This window comes from Pseudomonas sp. MS646, from assembly GCF_036693845.1.
In the GTDB taxonomy this organism is placed as follows: Bacteria; Pseudomonadota; Gammaproteobacteria; order Pseudomonadales; family Pseudomonadaceae; genus Aquipseudomonas; species Aquipseudomonas chlororaphis_E.
Genome location: NZ_CP144763.1, coordinates 1,490,936 through 1,504,633, shown reverse-complemented (window position 1 = coordinate 1,504,633; position 13,698 = coordinate 1,490,936). Strand labels below are relative to the sequence as shown.

The 13,698-nt window shown below is 62.9% G+C and carries 14 protein-coding genes; 2 read left to right on the top strand and 12 right to left on the bottom strand.

The window, feature by feature from the left end; all coding sequences use genetic code 11:
- Positions 1-12 precede the first annotated feature (12 nt).
- The 9 genes from V3H56_RS06665 to pcaR form a co-directional block, all read right to left on the bottom strand.
- A complete protein-coding gene (locus tag V3H56_RS06665; RefSeq protein WP_338474370.1) occupies positions 13-1,377 on the bottom strand; it encodes a 3-carboxy-cis,cis-muconate cycloisomerase in 1,365 nt (454 codons plus the stop codon).
- 58 nt (positions 1,378-1,435) lie between these two features.
- The gene (locus tag V3H56_RS06660; protein WP_338474369.1) at positions 1,436-2,731 is read right to left on the bottom strand and encodes an MFS family transporter; all 1,296 of its coding nucleotides are present in this window, start codon (positions 2,729-2,731) and stop codon (positions 1,436-1,438) included.
- A 239-nt stretch (positions 2,732-2,970) separates the two neighbouring features.
- Positions 2,971-3,537, bottom strand: coding sequence for a protocatechuate 3,4-dioxygenase subunit alpha (gene pcaG, locus V3H56_RS06655; RefSeq protein WP_047738480.1), 567 nt, complete (start codon positions 3,535-3,537; stop codon positions 2,971-2,973).
- Between the two features lies 1 nt (position 3,538).
- A complete protein-coding gene (gene pcaH / locus V3H56_RS06650) occupies positions 3,539-4,243 on the bottom strand; it encodes a protocatechuate 3,4-dioxygenase subunit beta (RefSeq protein ID WP_047738478.1) in 705 nt (234 codons plus the stop codon).
- Between the two features lie 37 nt (positions 4,244-4,280).
- Positions 4,281-5,486 carry a 3-oxoadipyl-CoA thiolase gene (gene pcaF / locus V3H56_RS06645; RefSeq protein WP_338474773.1) on the bottom strand — a complete coding sequence of 402 codons (1,206 nt, stop codon included), beginning with the start codon at positions 5,484-5,486 and terminating at the stop codon, positions 4,281-4,283.
- The gene (locus V3H56_RS06640) at positions 5,483-6,262 is read right to left on the bottom strand and encodes a CoA-transferase subunit beta (protein ID WP_047738476.1); all 780 of its coding nucleotides are present in this window, start codon (positions 6,260-6,262) and stop codon (positions 5,483-5,485) included. Before V3H56_RS06640 ends, pcaF begins: the two co-directional genes overlap by 4 nt.
- Positions 6,259-7,119 carry a CoA transferase subunit A gene (locus V3H56_RS06635; protein WP_047738474.1) on the bottom strand — a complete coding sequence of 287 codons (861 nt, stop codon included), beginning with the start codon at positions 7,117-7,119 and terminating at the stop codon, positions 6,259-6,261. Before V3H56_RS06635 ends, V3H56_RS06640 begins: the two co-directional genes overlap by 4 nt.
- 304 nt (positions 7,120-7,423) lie before the next feature.
- On the bottom strand, positions 7,424-8,770 hold the full coding sequence (locus V3H56_RS06630) for an MFS transporter (RefSeq protein WP_047738473.1): 1,347 nt from the start codon (positions 8,768-8,770) through the stop codon (positions 7,424-7,426).
- A 147-nt stretch (positions 8,771-8,917) separates the two neighbouring features.
- On the bottom strand, positions 8,918-9,760 hold the full coding sequence (gene pcaR, locus V3H56_RS06625; protein ID WP_042731787.1) for a pca regulon transcriptional regulator PcaR: 843 nt from the start codon (positions 9,758-9,760) through the stop codon (positions 8,918-8,920).
- 710 nt (positions 9,761-10,470) lie between these two features.
- Here pcaR and V3H56_RS06620 point away from each other — a divergent pair.
- Both V3H56_RS06620 and V3H56_RS06615 read left to right on the top strand, forming a co-directional pair.
- A complete protein-coding gene (locus V3H56_RS06620) occupies positions 10,471-10,686 on the top strand; it encodes a hypothetical protein (protein WP_042731788.1) in 216 nt (71 codons plus the stop codon).
- 351 nt (positions 10,687-11,037) lie between these two features.
- Positions 11,038-12,513: an inorganic phosphate transporter gene (locus V3H56_RS06615; protein ID WP_042731789.1), complete on the top strand. Its 1,476-nt coding sequence runs from the start codon at positions 11,038-11,040 to the stop codon at positions 12,511-12,513.
- 166 nt (positions 12,514-12,679) lie between these two features.
- On the opposite strand, the gene ccoM is transcribed toward V3H56_RS06615, so the two are convergent.
- From ccoM to V3H56_RS06600, 3 genes are all read right to left on the bottom strand, one after another.
- A complete protein-coding gene (ccoM, locus tag V3H56_RS06610) occupies positions 12,680-12,796 on the bottom strand; it encodes a cytochrome c oxidase subunit CcoM (RefSeq protein WP_025212288.1) in 117 nt (38 codons plus the stop codon).
- Between the two features lie 144 nt (positions 12,797-12,940).
- Positions 12,941-13,102 carry a hypothetical protein gene (locus V3H56_RS06605; RefSeq protein WP_172679726.1) on the bottom strand — a complete coding sequence of 54 codons (162 nt, stop codon included), beginning with the start codon at positions 13,100-13,102 and terminating at the stop codon, positions 12,941-12,943.
- A 94-nt stretch (positions 13,103-13,196) separates the two neighbouring features.
- Positions 13,197-13,538 (bottom strand): hypothetical protein, encoded by a 342-nt coding sequence (locus V3H56_RS06600; RefSeq protein ID WP_042731790.1) that lies wholly within the window; start codon positions 13,536-13,538, stop codon positions 13,197-13,199.
- Between the last annotated feature and the right edge of the window lie 160 nt (positions 13,539-13,698).

The window sequence follows — 13,698 nt, the reverse complement described above, 5'->3', positions numbered from 1 at the left end:
AACAGTCTCCTTTCAGGCCTTCAAGGCACGGTGTTCGGCCACCGCTCGGGCAACCCAGGTGCGGGCCTGGCCGAGGTAGTGGGCGGGGTTGAGCAAATGATCGAGTTCGGCGGCGGACAACTGCGCGGTGACCTGGGGTTCGTCCCCCAGCACCTCGCGCAGATGCCGCTGTTGGGCGACGGCGCGCTTGCAGCATTGCTCCAGCAGATGATGGGCAGTGTCGCGCCCGACCCGCTGGGCCAGGACGATGCTCACTGCTTCGGCCAGCACCAGGCCCTGGGTCAGTTCGAGGTTGCGGGCCATGCGCGCCGCGTCCACTTCCAGCCCCTCGGCCAGCAACCGAGCCTGTTGCAGGGCGCCGGACACCAGGCAGCAGATCTCCGGCAAGGTTTCCCATTCGGCGTGCCACAGACCGAGGCTGCGCTCATGTTCCTGGGGCATGGCGCTGAACAGCGTCGAGACCAGGCCAGGTACCCGCGTCGCCGCACTGATCAACACGGCCGCGCCCACCGGGTTGCGTTTGTGGGGCATGGTCGATGAACCGCCCTTGCCGGGTGCAGATGGCTCGAAGGCCTCGCCAGCCTCGGTTTGCATCAGCAGGCTGATGTCGCGGCCCAGCTTGCCAAGGCTGCCGGCGATCAGCCCGAGCACTGCGGCGAACTCCACCAGGCGATCGCGCTGGGTGTGCCACGGTTGCTCCGGCAGGCTCAGTTGCAGCTCGGCGGCCAGGGCCTGGGCGACGGGCAACGCTTGCTCGCCGAGTGCAGCGAGAGTCCCCGAGGCGCCGCCGAATTGCAGCACCAGCAAGCGCGGCTTCAGCTCTTTCAACCGTTGGCGGCTGCGGGTGACCGCCCCCAGCCAACCGGCGATTTTCATGCCCAGGGTCACCGGCGTTGCATGCTGCAGCCAAGTACGACCGGCCAGCGGCGTGGCGGCGTAGTGCTCGGCTTGGCGGGCCAGGATGTCGGCCAACTGCGCCAGTTCGTCTTCGATCAACGCCAGCGCCTGGCGCAGCTGCAGCACCAGCCCGCTGTCCATCACGTCCTGGCTGGTGGCGCCCAGGTGCACATAGCGCTCAGCCTCGGCGTCGGTGGCGGCGATGCGCTTGCCCAACGCCTTGACCAACGGGATGGCCGAGTTGCCAGCACTGGCAATGGCCTCACCCAGCGCCGAAAAGTCATAGCACTGGGCGCGACAGGCCTGCTCGATCGGCGCCACCGCACTGGCGGGAATCACCCCCACCCACGCCTCGGCCCGGGCCAGTGCCGCCTCGACGTCGAGCATGGCCTGGACCCGGCCCGCATCGCAGAACACCTCGCGCATGTCGCGGGCAGTGAAATAGGCATCGAACAGCTGATTGCCCGGTCGTTCGCTCATAGACAGTCCTTGGGTGCGCCGACCTTGAGGCCGGCGCGGTTGGATCAATAGGGATGAGTCAAAGGTCGTGATGCAAATACGTCGGTTGCTTGGGCAGGCGCAGGCTGAACAGGAACGCCACCACCATCATGACCGTGACATACCAGTAAAAGGCGTTTTCCATGCCCTGGGCCTTCAGGCTCAAGGCCACGTACTCGGCCGAACCGCCAAAAATCGCATTCGCCACCGCATAGGCCAACCCTACTCCCAGCGCGCGCACCTCGGGTGGAAACATTTCGGCTTTCACCAGGCCGCTGATGGAGGTGTAGAAGCTGACGATCGCCAGGGCCAGGGTAATCAAGATAAACGCCAGGAACGGACTGCTGATGCTCTTGAGGGTCAACAGGATCGGCAATGTGCACAACGCCCCCAGGGCGCCGAACCAGAGCATGGAATTACGTCGGCCGATCTTGTCCGCCAGGATGCCGAACAGCGGCTGCATGCACATGTACAGGAACAGCGCGCCGGTCATGATGTAGCTGGCGGTCTTGGCCGGCAGGCCGGCGGTGTTCACCAGGTACTTCTGCATGTAGGTGGTGAAGGTATAGAAAATCAACGAGCCGCCGGCGGTGTAGCCCAGCACGGTGATGAACGCGGCCTTGTGGCTGCGAAACAGCGCGGCGATGCTGCCGGCGTCCTTGTTCTCGCGCATTTCCTTGCTGCTGGTTTCCTTGAGGGAACGCCGCAGAAACAGCGAGATCAGCGCGGCCACGGCGCCGACCACGAACGGGATCCGCCAGCCATAGGCACGCAATTCTTCTTCACTGAGGAACTGCTGCAGGATCACCACCAGCGACACCGCCAGCAGTTGCCCGCCGATCAGCGTCACGTACTGGAACGAAGCGAAGAAGCCACGCTGGCCCTTGAGAGCGACTTCACTCATGTAGGTGGCCGTGGTGCCATACTCGCCCCCCACCGACAGGCCTTGCAGCAAACGCGCGAACAACAGCAGCACCGGCGCCCAGACGCCGATGTCCTTGTAGGTGGGCAAGCAGGCGATGAGCAACGAGCCGAAGCACATCATCAGCACCGAGATCATCATCGAGTTCTTACGCCCATGACGGTCCGCCACTCGGCCGAATATCCAGCCGCCAATGGGTCGCATCAGGAACCCGGCGGCGAAGACCCCGGCCGTGTTGACCAGTTGCACCGTGGGGTTGTCCGAGGGAAAGAACGCCGACGCGAAATAGATCGCGCAGAACGCGTAGACGTAGAAGTCGAACCATTCGACCAGGTTGCCGGACGAAGCGCCGACAATAGCGAAAATGCGCTTGCTGCGTTCTTCGCCGGTGTAGTGGCTGGTTGGGGTGGTCATGGGTTATTCACTCGTTAGGGACTGACAAAGTCTAGACACACTTCGTAACAGTCCCGTTCCACAGTAGCTTCACATCCCCGTGGCGAGGGAGCTTGCTCCCGCTCGGCTGCGAAGCAGCCGCAAATCGACGTCAGCCATACCGAGTCGCCAGCTTTTGGGCTTGCTGCGCAAGCCAGCGGGAGCAAGCTCCCTCGCCACAGTGAGTTAGATAGCCTGAGGTATCTGGCCACAGGAGCTCTTCAATAATCGAAAAACACCGTCTCGGCATCCGTCCCCTGCAACACCACATTCCATTGGTACACCCCCGACGCATCGGGCTTGGTCACGAGGGTGGCGCGACGCTCTTCGGGTACGCAAGCCAGCAGCGGATCGGTTTCGTTGGCCTGCTCGCCGTCGAAGTAGATGCGCGTCAGCAGGTGCTTGACCAGGCCGCGGGCAAACACCAGCACCACCAGGTGCGGCGCCTGGGTCGTACCCCCCAGCCCCGGTACGGTGCCCGGCTTGATGGTGGTGAAGCGAAAGCGCCCCTCAGCGTCCACCGGCACCCGGCCGAAGCCTTCGAAGCTGGGGTCCAGGGGCTTGTCCTGATCGTCTTCGGGATGGGCATATTTGCCGGCGGCGTTGGCTTGCCAGACTTCCAGCATGGCGTCGTTGACGAACTCGCCATTGCCGTCGATCACCTGCCCGGTGATCGCCACGCGCTGGCCGAGGGTTTCGGCGACGGTCAAGTCTTCGCGGTTCAGCCAGGTCAGGCCGATGTGGTAGTAAGGGCCGACGGTATGGGATGTGGTGGCGGTGAGCGTCATCTTATTTCTCCATCGGCGTGGCATCGCGGCCGCGCAAGACGATGTCCCAGCGATAACCGAGGGCGTAGTGAGGGATGGTTTTTTCCAGGTCGAAGCTGGCGATCAAACGTTCCTTGGCGCGGGTGTCCGGCACGCAGTTGTAGATTGGATCGTAGGCCAGCAGCGGGTCGCCGGGGAAATACATCTGCGTCACCAGACGCGTGAGGATGCTGGGCCCGAACAGCGAGAAATGGATATGGGCCGGGCGCCAGGCGTTGTGGTGGTTACCCCAGGGATACGCGCCGGGCTTGATGGTCTGGAACTGGTACCAGCCGTCGGCGTCGGTGATGGCGCGACCGGTGCCGGTGAAGTTCGGGTCCAGCGGCGCATCGTGCTTGTCGCGGTCATGGTGGTAGCGACCGGCGGCGTTGGCCTGCCAGATCTCCACCAGAATGCCTGGCACCGGCTGGCCGTTCTCATCCAGCACCCGCCCGTGAATGATAATCCGCTCCCCCAATGGCTCGCCGGCATGCTGGGCGGTGAGGTCGTTGTCCTTCTCCTGCACGCGGTCGGCGCCGACGGTCGGGCCGGTGATTTCCGACAGCGAATGAGGCAGGAACACCAGCGGCTTGGACGGCGAGCGCAGGTTGGTGGACTGGTACGGCGGGTGCAGGTATTGCGGCTGGGTGCCCGCTTGAGGGCGACGATAACCAGGCTTGTCAGTCATGAAGCATTCCTCGGTTTCTTATTAGTAGTGCGACGCGTCAGACGCGTTCGATAGCCAATGCCAGGCCCTGGCCGACGCCGACACACATGGTCGCCAGGCCTTTCTTGCCGCCGGTCTTTTCCAAGTGGTGCAACGCCGTCAGCACCAGCCGCGCCCCGCTCATGCCCAACGGATGACCGAGCGCAATGGCGCCGCCATTCGGGTTGACCTGAGGCGCATCGTCCGCCAACCCCAATTCGCGCAGCACCGCCAGGCCCTGGCTGGCGAAGGCCTCATTGAGTTCGATCACATCGAAGTCGGCGACCGCCAGGCCCAGGCGCTCGGTGAGCTTGCGCACCGCCGGCACCGGACCGATGCCCATGACCCGCGGCGCCACACCGGCGCTGGCCATGCCCAGGACCTTGGCGCGCGGGGTCAGGCCATGTTTTTTCACCGCGTCGGCGGACGCCAGGATCAGCGCCGCCGCACCGTCGTTCACCCCAGAGGCATTGCCGGCGGTGACGGTCTTGTCCGGGCCGTTGACCGGCTTGAGTCTGGCCAAGGCGTCAAGCGTGGTGTCGGCGCGCGGGTGTTCATCCTGCTCGACCACGGTTTCGCCCTTCTTGTGGGCGATCCGTACCGGCACGATCTCTTCGGCAAAAAAGCCCGCCGCTTGGGCCACCGCCGTGCGCTGTTGACTGCGCAGGGCGAAGGCATCCTGGTCTTCGCGGGATACCGCGTAGTCATCGGCCACGTTGTCTGCGGTCTGCGGCATCGCGTCCACGCCGTACTGGGCTTTCATCAACGGGTTGATGAAGCGCCAACCGATGGTGGTGTCTTCCAGCTTCATGTTGCGGGAGAACGCCGCGTCGGCCTTGCCCATCACGAACGGTGCGCGGGACATCGACTCCACCCCGCCGGCGATCGCCAGCTCCATCTCGCCGCTGGCAATGGCGCGGAACGCTGTGCCGATGGCGTCCATGCCCGAGGCGCAAAGGCGGTTGAGGGTCACGCCGGGAATGCTCTCCGGCAGGCCTGCCAGCAACAGCGCCATGCGCGCGACGTTGCGGTTGTCCTCGCCGGCCTGGTTGGCGCAGCCGAGGAAGACCTCGTCCACCGCCTCCCAGTCCACCGACGGGTTGCGCGCCATCAGTGCCTTGATCGGCACGGCCGCCAGGTCATCGGCGCGCACAGCGGCCAGGCCACCGCCGAAGCGGCCGATGGGGGTACGAATCGCATCACAGAGATAGACGTCGCGCATCAGGCTTCTCCCGGTGCCTGGCCGTGGGCCGCCGCCGTGCGAGCTTCCAGATCGCGCAGGGCGCGCAGCTCCACGTCGGTCGGCTCGGCGGTGGTGTGCACCTGGTCGGCGAAGCGGATTGCCCACCCGGTCGCGGCAATGACCTGCTCACGGGTGACGCCAGGGTGCAAGGCCGTGACCACGAACTCATGGCTGCCGGCTTCCGGTTCCATGATGCACAGGTCGGTGATGATGCCCACGGGGCCCGCACCCGGCAGGCCCAGGCGCTTGCGTGAATCACCGCCCTCACCGTGGCCGACCGAGGTGACGAAGTCCAGCTTGTCGACGAACGAACGCGCCGACTGCTTGAGGATAATCAACACGCTCTTGGCCGAGCCGGCAATTTCCGGTGCGCCACCGGCCCCCGGCAGACGGACTTTGGGCTGGTGGTAATCCCCCACCACCGTGGTGTTGATGTTACCGAAACGGTCGACCTGGGCAGCGCCCAGGAAGCCGACGTCGATACGCCCGCCCTGCAACCAGTAGCGAAAGATCTCACCGGTCGGCACCACAGTGTCGGCGGTTTCCGCCAGCTCGCCGTCGCCAATGGACAGCGGCAGCACGCCAGGCTTGGCACCGATCGGGCCGGACTCGTAGATCAACACTACATCCGGTGCCGACGTCAGCCGCGCCAGATTGGCCGCTTTCGACGGCAGGCCGATGCCGACAAAGCACACGGCGTTGTTCTTCAAGCGACGGGCCGCGGCCACGGTCATCATCTCGTTGGTGGAGTACGTCATTGTTTCGCCTCCGAAGCGGCAGCCAGTCGGGCCTGGAATTCGGTGAAATCCTGGGTGCCACGGATGAATTCGTCGATCCAGGCGGTAAACGTCTCACGGTCGCGGGCGATGGGGTCCCACGCCTGATAGAAACGGTTGTCACGTTCGGTGTAGCCATGGGCGTAGGAAGGATGCGCGCCGCCCGGTACGAGGCATACCGCACTGAGGGCCCAGGTGGGCAGCACGCAGGCGTTCATCGGCGCGTTCAGGTCGTCGACGATTTCTTCCACGGTGACGATGCAACGCTTGGCAGCCAGGGCCGCTTCCTTCTGCACGCCGAGGATGCCCCACAACAACACGTTGCCCTTGCGGTCGGCTTTCTGGGCGTGGATCACGGTGATGTCCGGGCGCACCGACGGCACGGCGGCCAGCACCTCCCCGGTAAACGGACACGTGACGCTCTTGATCAGCGGGTTGACCTTGGGCAGGTCGGAACCCGCGTAGGCCCGCAGGACCGCGAACGGTAGGCCGGAGGCACCGGCGACGTAGGCATTGGCCAGGTCGGCGTGGCTGTGTTCCTCGATCTCCAACGGTTGCGGCCACTGCTTCTCCACCGCATCGCGCAGCCGGTGCAGCGAGCCCACGCCCGGGTTGCCGCCCCAGGAGAAAATCAACTTGCGCGCACAACCGGCACCGATCAACTGGTCGTAGATCAGGTCAGGGGTCATCCGCACCAGGGTCAGGTCTTTCTTGCCCTGACGAATGATTTCGTGACCCGCTGCGGTCGGGATCAGGTGAGTGAAGCCTTCGAGCGCGACGGTATCGCCGTCGTTGACGAACTGCTTCACCGCATCGTGCAGCGAAAGGATTTCAGCCATGGTGCAGGCTCCCGTATTCCAGTAGAGCGACATGAAGAAAAAGGCGCGAGGTTCAGCGCCGGAGTGACCCAAGAGTAAGCCGCGGCAAAACGCCAAACAATCCGATAATCGACTGAGTGTTCGTTTATCGAACAGATTGTTGTTTGGCTAACGATTGGTTCCTGTGCCACGCATTCTGTGGGAGCGAGCTTGCTCGCGATGACGTTCCGTCAGCCCCAGACTCGGAGACTGACACACCGCAATCGCGAGCAAGCTCGCTCCCACAGGGGATGGGATTTATCCCAAGGGAATTTGTGTCAGCCGCTCAAGTCGCATCCGCATGGCTGACCAACCCCTTGATCACCACCGCCGTGGTCGCCAGTGCGGCGGGAATGACCAGGGCGGTCAGCACCTGTTCGAAGTTCCAGCCCAGGCCCAGCAAGGTCGCCCCCATCCAGGCTCCGAGGATCGCGCCGAAGCGACCGATGCCGAGCATCCACGACACCCCGGTGGCGCGGCCTTGGGTCGGATAGAAACGCGCCGCCAGGGACGGCATCGCCGATTGCGCGCCGTTGACGCACATGCCGGCCACCAGCACCAGCGTCGCGAGCAATGTGATGTGGCCCAGACTCTGCCCTACCGCGTAGGCAAACACCCCGGCCATCAGGTAGAACAGGCCGATGACCTTGTGCGGGTTGAACCGGTCCATCGCCCAGCCCACGCCCACCGCGCTCAACACCCCGCCAAACTGGAACAACGCGCCGATGAACGCGGCCTGCTCCATGCTCGCGCCGCTGTCGCGCATCAGTGTCGGCAGCCAACTGGTCAGCAGGTAGACGATCACCAGCCCCATGAAATAGGTCAGCCACAGCAACAGCGTGCCGGCGCTGTAGGTCCCGGAAAAAATCACCGCCAACACGTTGCGCGCCTTCACGGTTTTCTGTTCCGGCACACTGAAGCTCGCGGCCTGGGCAACCGTGTGCGGGTCGATGGGTGCCAGGGTCTTGCGCACTTTATCGGTGCCGCGGTTGCGCACCACCAGGTAACGCGCCGACTCCGGCAGCCAGAACACCAGCACGACCGTCAGCAGCAACGGCAGGATCCCGCCGATCAGCAACAGGCTGTGCCAGCCGAACGCCGGGATCAGCTTGGCGGAAATGAACCCGCCGCCGGCCATGCCCAGGTTGAAGCCGCAGAACATGCTGGTCACCAACAGCGATTTCTTGCGTTCGGGGGTGTATTCGGACAGCAAGGTGGTGGCGTTGGGCATCCCGGCTCCCAAGCCCAGGCCGGTGAGGAAGCGCAGCACCAGCAGTTGGTCGACGTTGGTGCTGTAGGCCGAAGCCAGGCTGAACGCGCCAAACAGCAGGACCGCGCCCACCAGGACCACTTTGCGCCCGAAGCGGTCAGCCAAGGGCCCGGAACCGAGTGCGCCGAAAACCATGCCGATCAGCGCGGCACTCATCACCGGGCCCAGGCTGGCGCGGTCGATTCCCCAATCCTGGGACAGGGCCGGGGCAATGAAGCCCATGGCTGCCGTGTCGAGGCCGTCGAGGAAAACAATCAGGAAACAGAGGATCACTACCCGCCACTGGTAGCGCGAGATGGGCTGGGCATTGATGAAGGACTGCACGTCGAGGCAGTGGCCTACGGAGGTCTGGGGTTGGTTCATCGTGTCTCTCATTATTATTGTGTCGAGTCGCCCACCCATGGCCGGGCCAGAAGGCTCCAGCACGCCGGATGACGCTGGCGCGACATTAATGAGGCCGGACAAACACCGTCAATTCACCGCAAGCGACTGTGTGCGTTTATCGAACACTTAGGTGAACAACTGCGCGCTCAGGTCGCGACTGGCCCCCAACAGGCCGGGCAGGAACCGCTGCTCCAGCTCGTTACGGCTGACGCGCCCGGCATGGGTGCTGACGTTCAACGCCGCCACCACCTGGCCGGAAGCGTCGTACACCGGCACGGCAATCGAGCGCAGGCCCTGCTCCAATTCCTGGTCGACGATGCACCAGCCCTGTTGCCGCACCTGTTGCAGGCATTCGAGCAGGGCCTGGGGGGTGTGCAGGGTGCGGCTGGTCTTGGCTTGCAGGTCGGCATGATCGAGGTAATCGCGCAGCGACGCATCGTCCAGCGCCGCCAGAAGAATCCGGCCCATGGACGTGCAATAGGCCGGCAGCCGCCCGCCGACCGACAGGTCCACCGAGATCAATCGCTGGGTGGTGGCTGACCGGGCGATGTAGAGGATGTCGTCGCCTTCGAGGGTGGCCATGTTGCAGGCTTCATGCAGTTGCTCGCTCATGCGGTCCAGGTACGGCTGCGCGGAAACGGCCAGGGGCGTCGAGGACAAGTAGGCGTGACCGAGGGTGAGCACTTTGGGCAGCAGTGAATAGGTGCGCCCGTCCGTGGTGGCGTAGCCAAGCTTGATCAAGGTATGCAGGCAGCGGCGGACGGCCGCCCGGGGAATTTCCGTACGGTGGCTGATCTGAGCGATGGTCAGATGCCGCTTGCGCTCTTGGAAGGCCTGCACCACGGCCAGCCCACGGGCCAGGGAGGTCATGAAGTCCGGGTCGCCGGTCAGGGCCTGGATCCGCTTGGCCGCAGAGGCCACGATCGGTGGCGCGACTGAAGTGAAGGCGTTGCGCAATTGGTCGTTCATGTCTGGTCCTTCCCCGGGTGGAGGGCTATTACAAGCAGCGGCTTGACGGGCCGGCAAGCGCCGGCCGCCAACAACGTGCGATTATCGAACCGACGATCGATAATCGCAATGCGCGGTCGTCGATCGGGACTTTCATTTCGGATCCGATACAAACTTGGCAAACAGCGCGGGCCGTTCTCCAGGCAGGGGGTTTATTGAACTTGTCGAACCCGACGGCGTCAGGATATCGACGACTGTGGAAAACCCGCGGTGTTTAAGTTGCCTCTACAAATATTGATTCACACTAGGCTGTGTACGAAATAGTTTGAAACGCAGGTTAGGCAAGGCAAAAACCGGCGAGGAACGACCGGGGTCGCGCTCGACTTGACTGGTTGTCAATGAGCATTCCGAGCCGGTTTTTAACGCCGCATAACCAAGTTTCAAGCTATTTCGTACATAGCCTAGAACAGACCTCTTTAACTTTTGCCGGTAGTGTTATTCGACGGGACCGCTATAATGCGCTTCAGCGACGGTACGGCTTTCAACCGCTATCGTCCGCCGGCACTGTAGCCAAGCTGCGGTGCCCGAGGCGCCTGATGGCCGCTTCCCCGTAACGGCAACAACACGAACCCCTGATGCTACGTCAGCTGTCAGCTCTGGTGCCGTGGCCGTCTGCATGACGACATGCAGTGCGTATCACCAGAATAAATTTCAATTAATTAGGTACAACTGTGACGAAAGACGAACTGCGCGCGGAACTTGAGCGCCAGGAACAACGTTACAAGGAAGTTTACGGCGGAGAAATCACCACCTACGCCGCGCAACCTGAACCGGAACGCAAACCCTGGCGTAAACGCGCCACCGTTCAAGACCAGGCTTTTACCCAGGAACTTCAAAAGATGGAAAAGGAACTCAAGGCCGAAGAGCATTTGATGCCCGACGTCTGAGGGGTTTGTCGAAGGATGGCGGCCCACACCCGGGCTGCAGGCTGATACCTGCACGCCCGCCACGAGCAGGCTGCCAGCGCCTCGCGACCGCCGGTCGTGAGCGGTCGAGGCCGACCTTCTTTCAGAAATTTCATACAGCCGCTGGGGGTGAGTTTCACCACTCCGGTCACCCCTGCTGCTGCGCTTTGCGCCCCGAAATCAAAGGGTTGAGCGCCCCATCGGGCCCTTCGTCCCGGAGGGTTTCCTACAAATTATTTCGTTGAAGAATGTTACCGATGAGCAGGCAGTGCATCGATTACCGAGGTTTTCTGGCATAATCGCGCCCCCTTACGACCGGGTCAGAAAACCTTCATGATCGATTTATTCAGCGGACTGGATGCTTGGGTGCTTGTGAGCCTCTTGCTCGCCCTGGCTTTTGTCCTCGCCTTCGAGTTCATCAACGGCTTTCATGACACCGCTAACGCGGTTGCCACTGTTATCTACACCAAAGCGATGCCGCCGCACCTGGCGGTGTTCTTTTCCGGGGTGTTCAATTTTCTCGGTGTGTTGCTGGGCGGCGTGGGGGTGGCGTACGCCATCGTCCACTTGCTGCCCGTGGAACTGCTGATCAACGTGAACACCGGCCACGGGTTGGCCATGGTGTTCTCGCTGCTCGCGGCGGCCATCACCTGGAACCTGGGCACCTGGTACTTCGGTATCCCGGCTTCCAGCTCCCACACCCTGATCGGCTCGATCCTCGGCGTGGGCCTGGCCAACGCGCTGATCAACGATATCCCGCTGGCCGACGGCGTGAACTGGCAGAAGGCGATCGATATCGCCGCGTCCCTGGTGTTCTCACCCATGGCCGGCTTCCTGATAGCCGCCCTGGTGCTGATCGGCCTGAAATGGTGGCGCCCGCTGTCGAAGATGCACAAGACGCCGGAACAGCGCCGCAAGATCGACGACAAGAAGCACCCGCCGTTCTGGAACCGCCTGGTGCTGGTGATCTCGGCCATGGCCGTCAGCTTCGTCCACGGCTCCAACGATGGCCAGAAAGGCATCGGCCTGATCATGCTGGTGCTGATCGGCATCGTGCCCGCGCAATTCGTCCTCGACCTGGGCAGCACCACCTACCAGATCGAACGGACCCGCGACGCGACCTTGCACCTGAGCCAGTTCTACACACGCAACAGTGAGTCGCTGGGCGAATTCCTGGCCCTGGGCAAGAGCGTGGAAGGCGACCTGCCGGAGAAATTCCGCTGCAACCCGCAGCAGACCGAACCGACCATCAACGCGCTGCTCGACACTCTCAAAGGCGTGTCGGACTACCATTCGCTGCCGTCGGAAAGCCGCATTGAAGTACGTCGCTACCTGCTCTGCCTGGACGACACGGCGAAGAAGGTGGGCAAGTTGCCTAACCTGGCGGCACGTGAGAAAGACGACCTGAACAAGCTGCGCAAGGACCTTACGACCACCACCGAATACGCCCCGTTCTGGGTGATCCTGGCGGTGGCCCTGGCGTTGGGCCTGGGTACCATGGTCGGCTGGAAGCGCGTGGTACTGACCATCGGCGAGAAGATCGGCAAGCAAGGCATGACCTACGCCCAGGGCATGTCGGCACAGATCACCGCCGCGTGCATGATCGGCATGGCGAACATCTTCAGCCTGCCGGTTTCCACCACCCACGTGCTGTCCTCGGGCGTGGCCGGCACCATGGTCGCCAACAAGAGCGGCCTGCAAGGTGGCACGGTGCGCAACATCCTCCTGGCCTGGGTGCTGACCCTGCCTGCGACGGTGGCACTGTCGGCCGGGTTGTTCTGGCTGGCGTCAAAAGCCTTGGGCAGCTGATTCCAGCGGCTTGAAAAAAAGGTGCGACCCTCGCGGGTCGCACCTTTTTTTTGCCCAAAACATTATCCCCTGTGAAAGCGGGTGCATGGGGCGGGAATTTTGCGCAAAAAAAAGGGCGACCGAAGTCGCCCAAAATGCCTTGCGTGCTCGTTGTAACCGGAAAGACCTATGGTTTCTTGCGCTTGTGGGCGTCTTTCCAGATGAATAATCCAAACCCTGCGAAGAACACGAACATGAGGCCGACCGTCAACACACCGGCAAACACCACATTATCGAAAAACATGACTGGCCTCCTGGTCTCGTCCCTGTTGCGATGGGTTCAAGTTAACCAATCAGGCCTGGATGGAAATTGACCGGGGTCAATAACGCCCGCAACGGGGCGAAAAGGTGGGGAAATAACTGATCTGCATCAATGGATCGAGGGGGTTCAGCGCTTTTTCGGTTTGTTTTTCGGCTTTTTCTTCGGCTTGGCCAAAGGCATCGCTTGCTCGAAAGCCTGGCGGACTTCGTTGAGGCGCTTGTCGTTGAGGTCATGAACGCGCTTGGCGCGCTCAGCGCTGAGGTCGATCAGTTTGGCGTCTTGGCTCATGGCGTGTCGGCATCGTGCAGTGAAAGTCGGATGCGCCCATGATGCGGGCTGTTGGCGGCGTTGACCAGCCTGCGTACGTCGGCCAATGGCTGGGTCAGATCTGGATATCGACCCACAGGCCCTGGCGCGATTCTTCTTCCATCAGCGGCACCACGGGCACGGTGTTATCGGCGTTGAGCTCGGTGCCCGGTACGGCCAGGTGTTCCTCGGGGTCTTCGTCGGCTTCGCGGCGACGGCGGTCGCGTTCCTGCTGGCGACGTTGCTCCTCGCGCAGCAGCAGCGCCCCCTCTTCCGGATCGCGCTTTTGCAGGTCGATGGTGCTCTCGCTGGAGCTCTGCTGCACCGGGACCACGGGCGGTATGTCCGGTCGTGGACGAACCGGATCCTGCTGCGCGGTGACGGGCACGGTGCTCAAAGGGAGCGTAGGTAGCAACATAAAGGTCTCCTGTCTTCAGGTTGTCGGCGGCGGACGTCGCAGCTTGAACCGCCGGTCCGAAACTTGTGACCCAGTTGGCATTGCAACAAAAAGCCGGGGCCGAGCCTGTTTGATCGTTGAGCGCGCTTAAGTTCCCTACCCGTCGGGTGACCAATCGCCT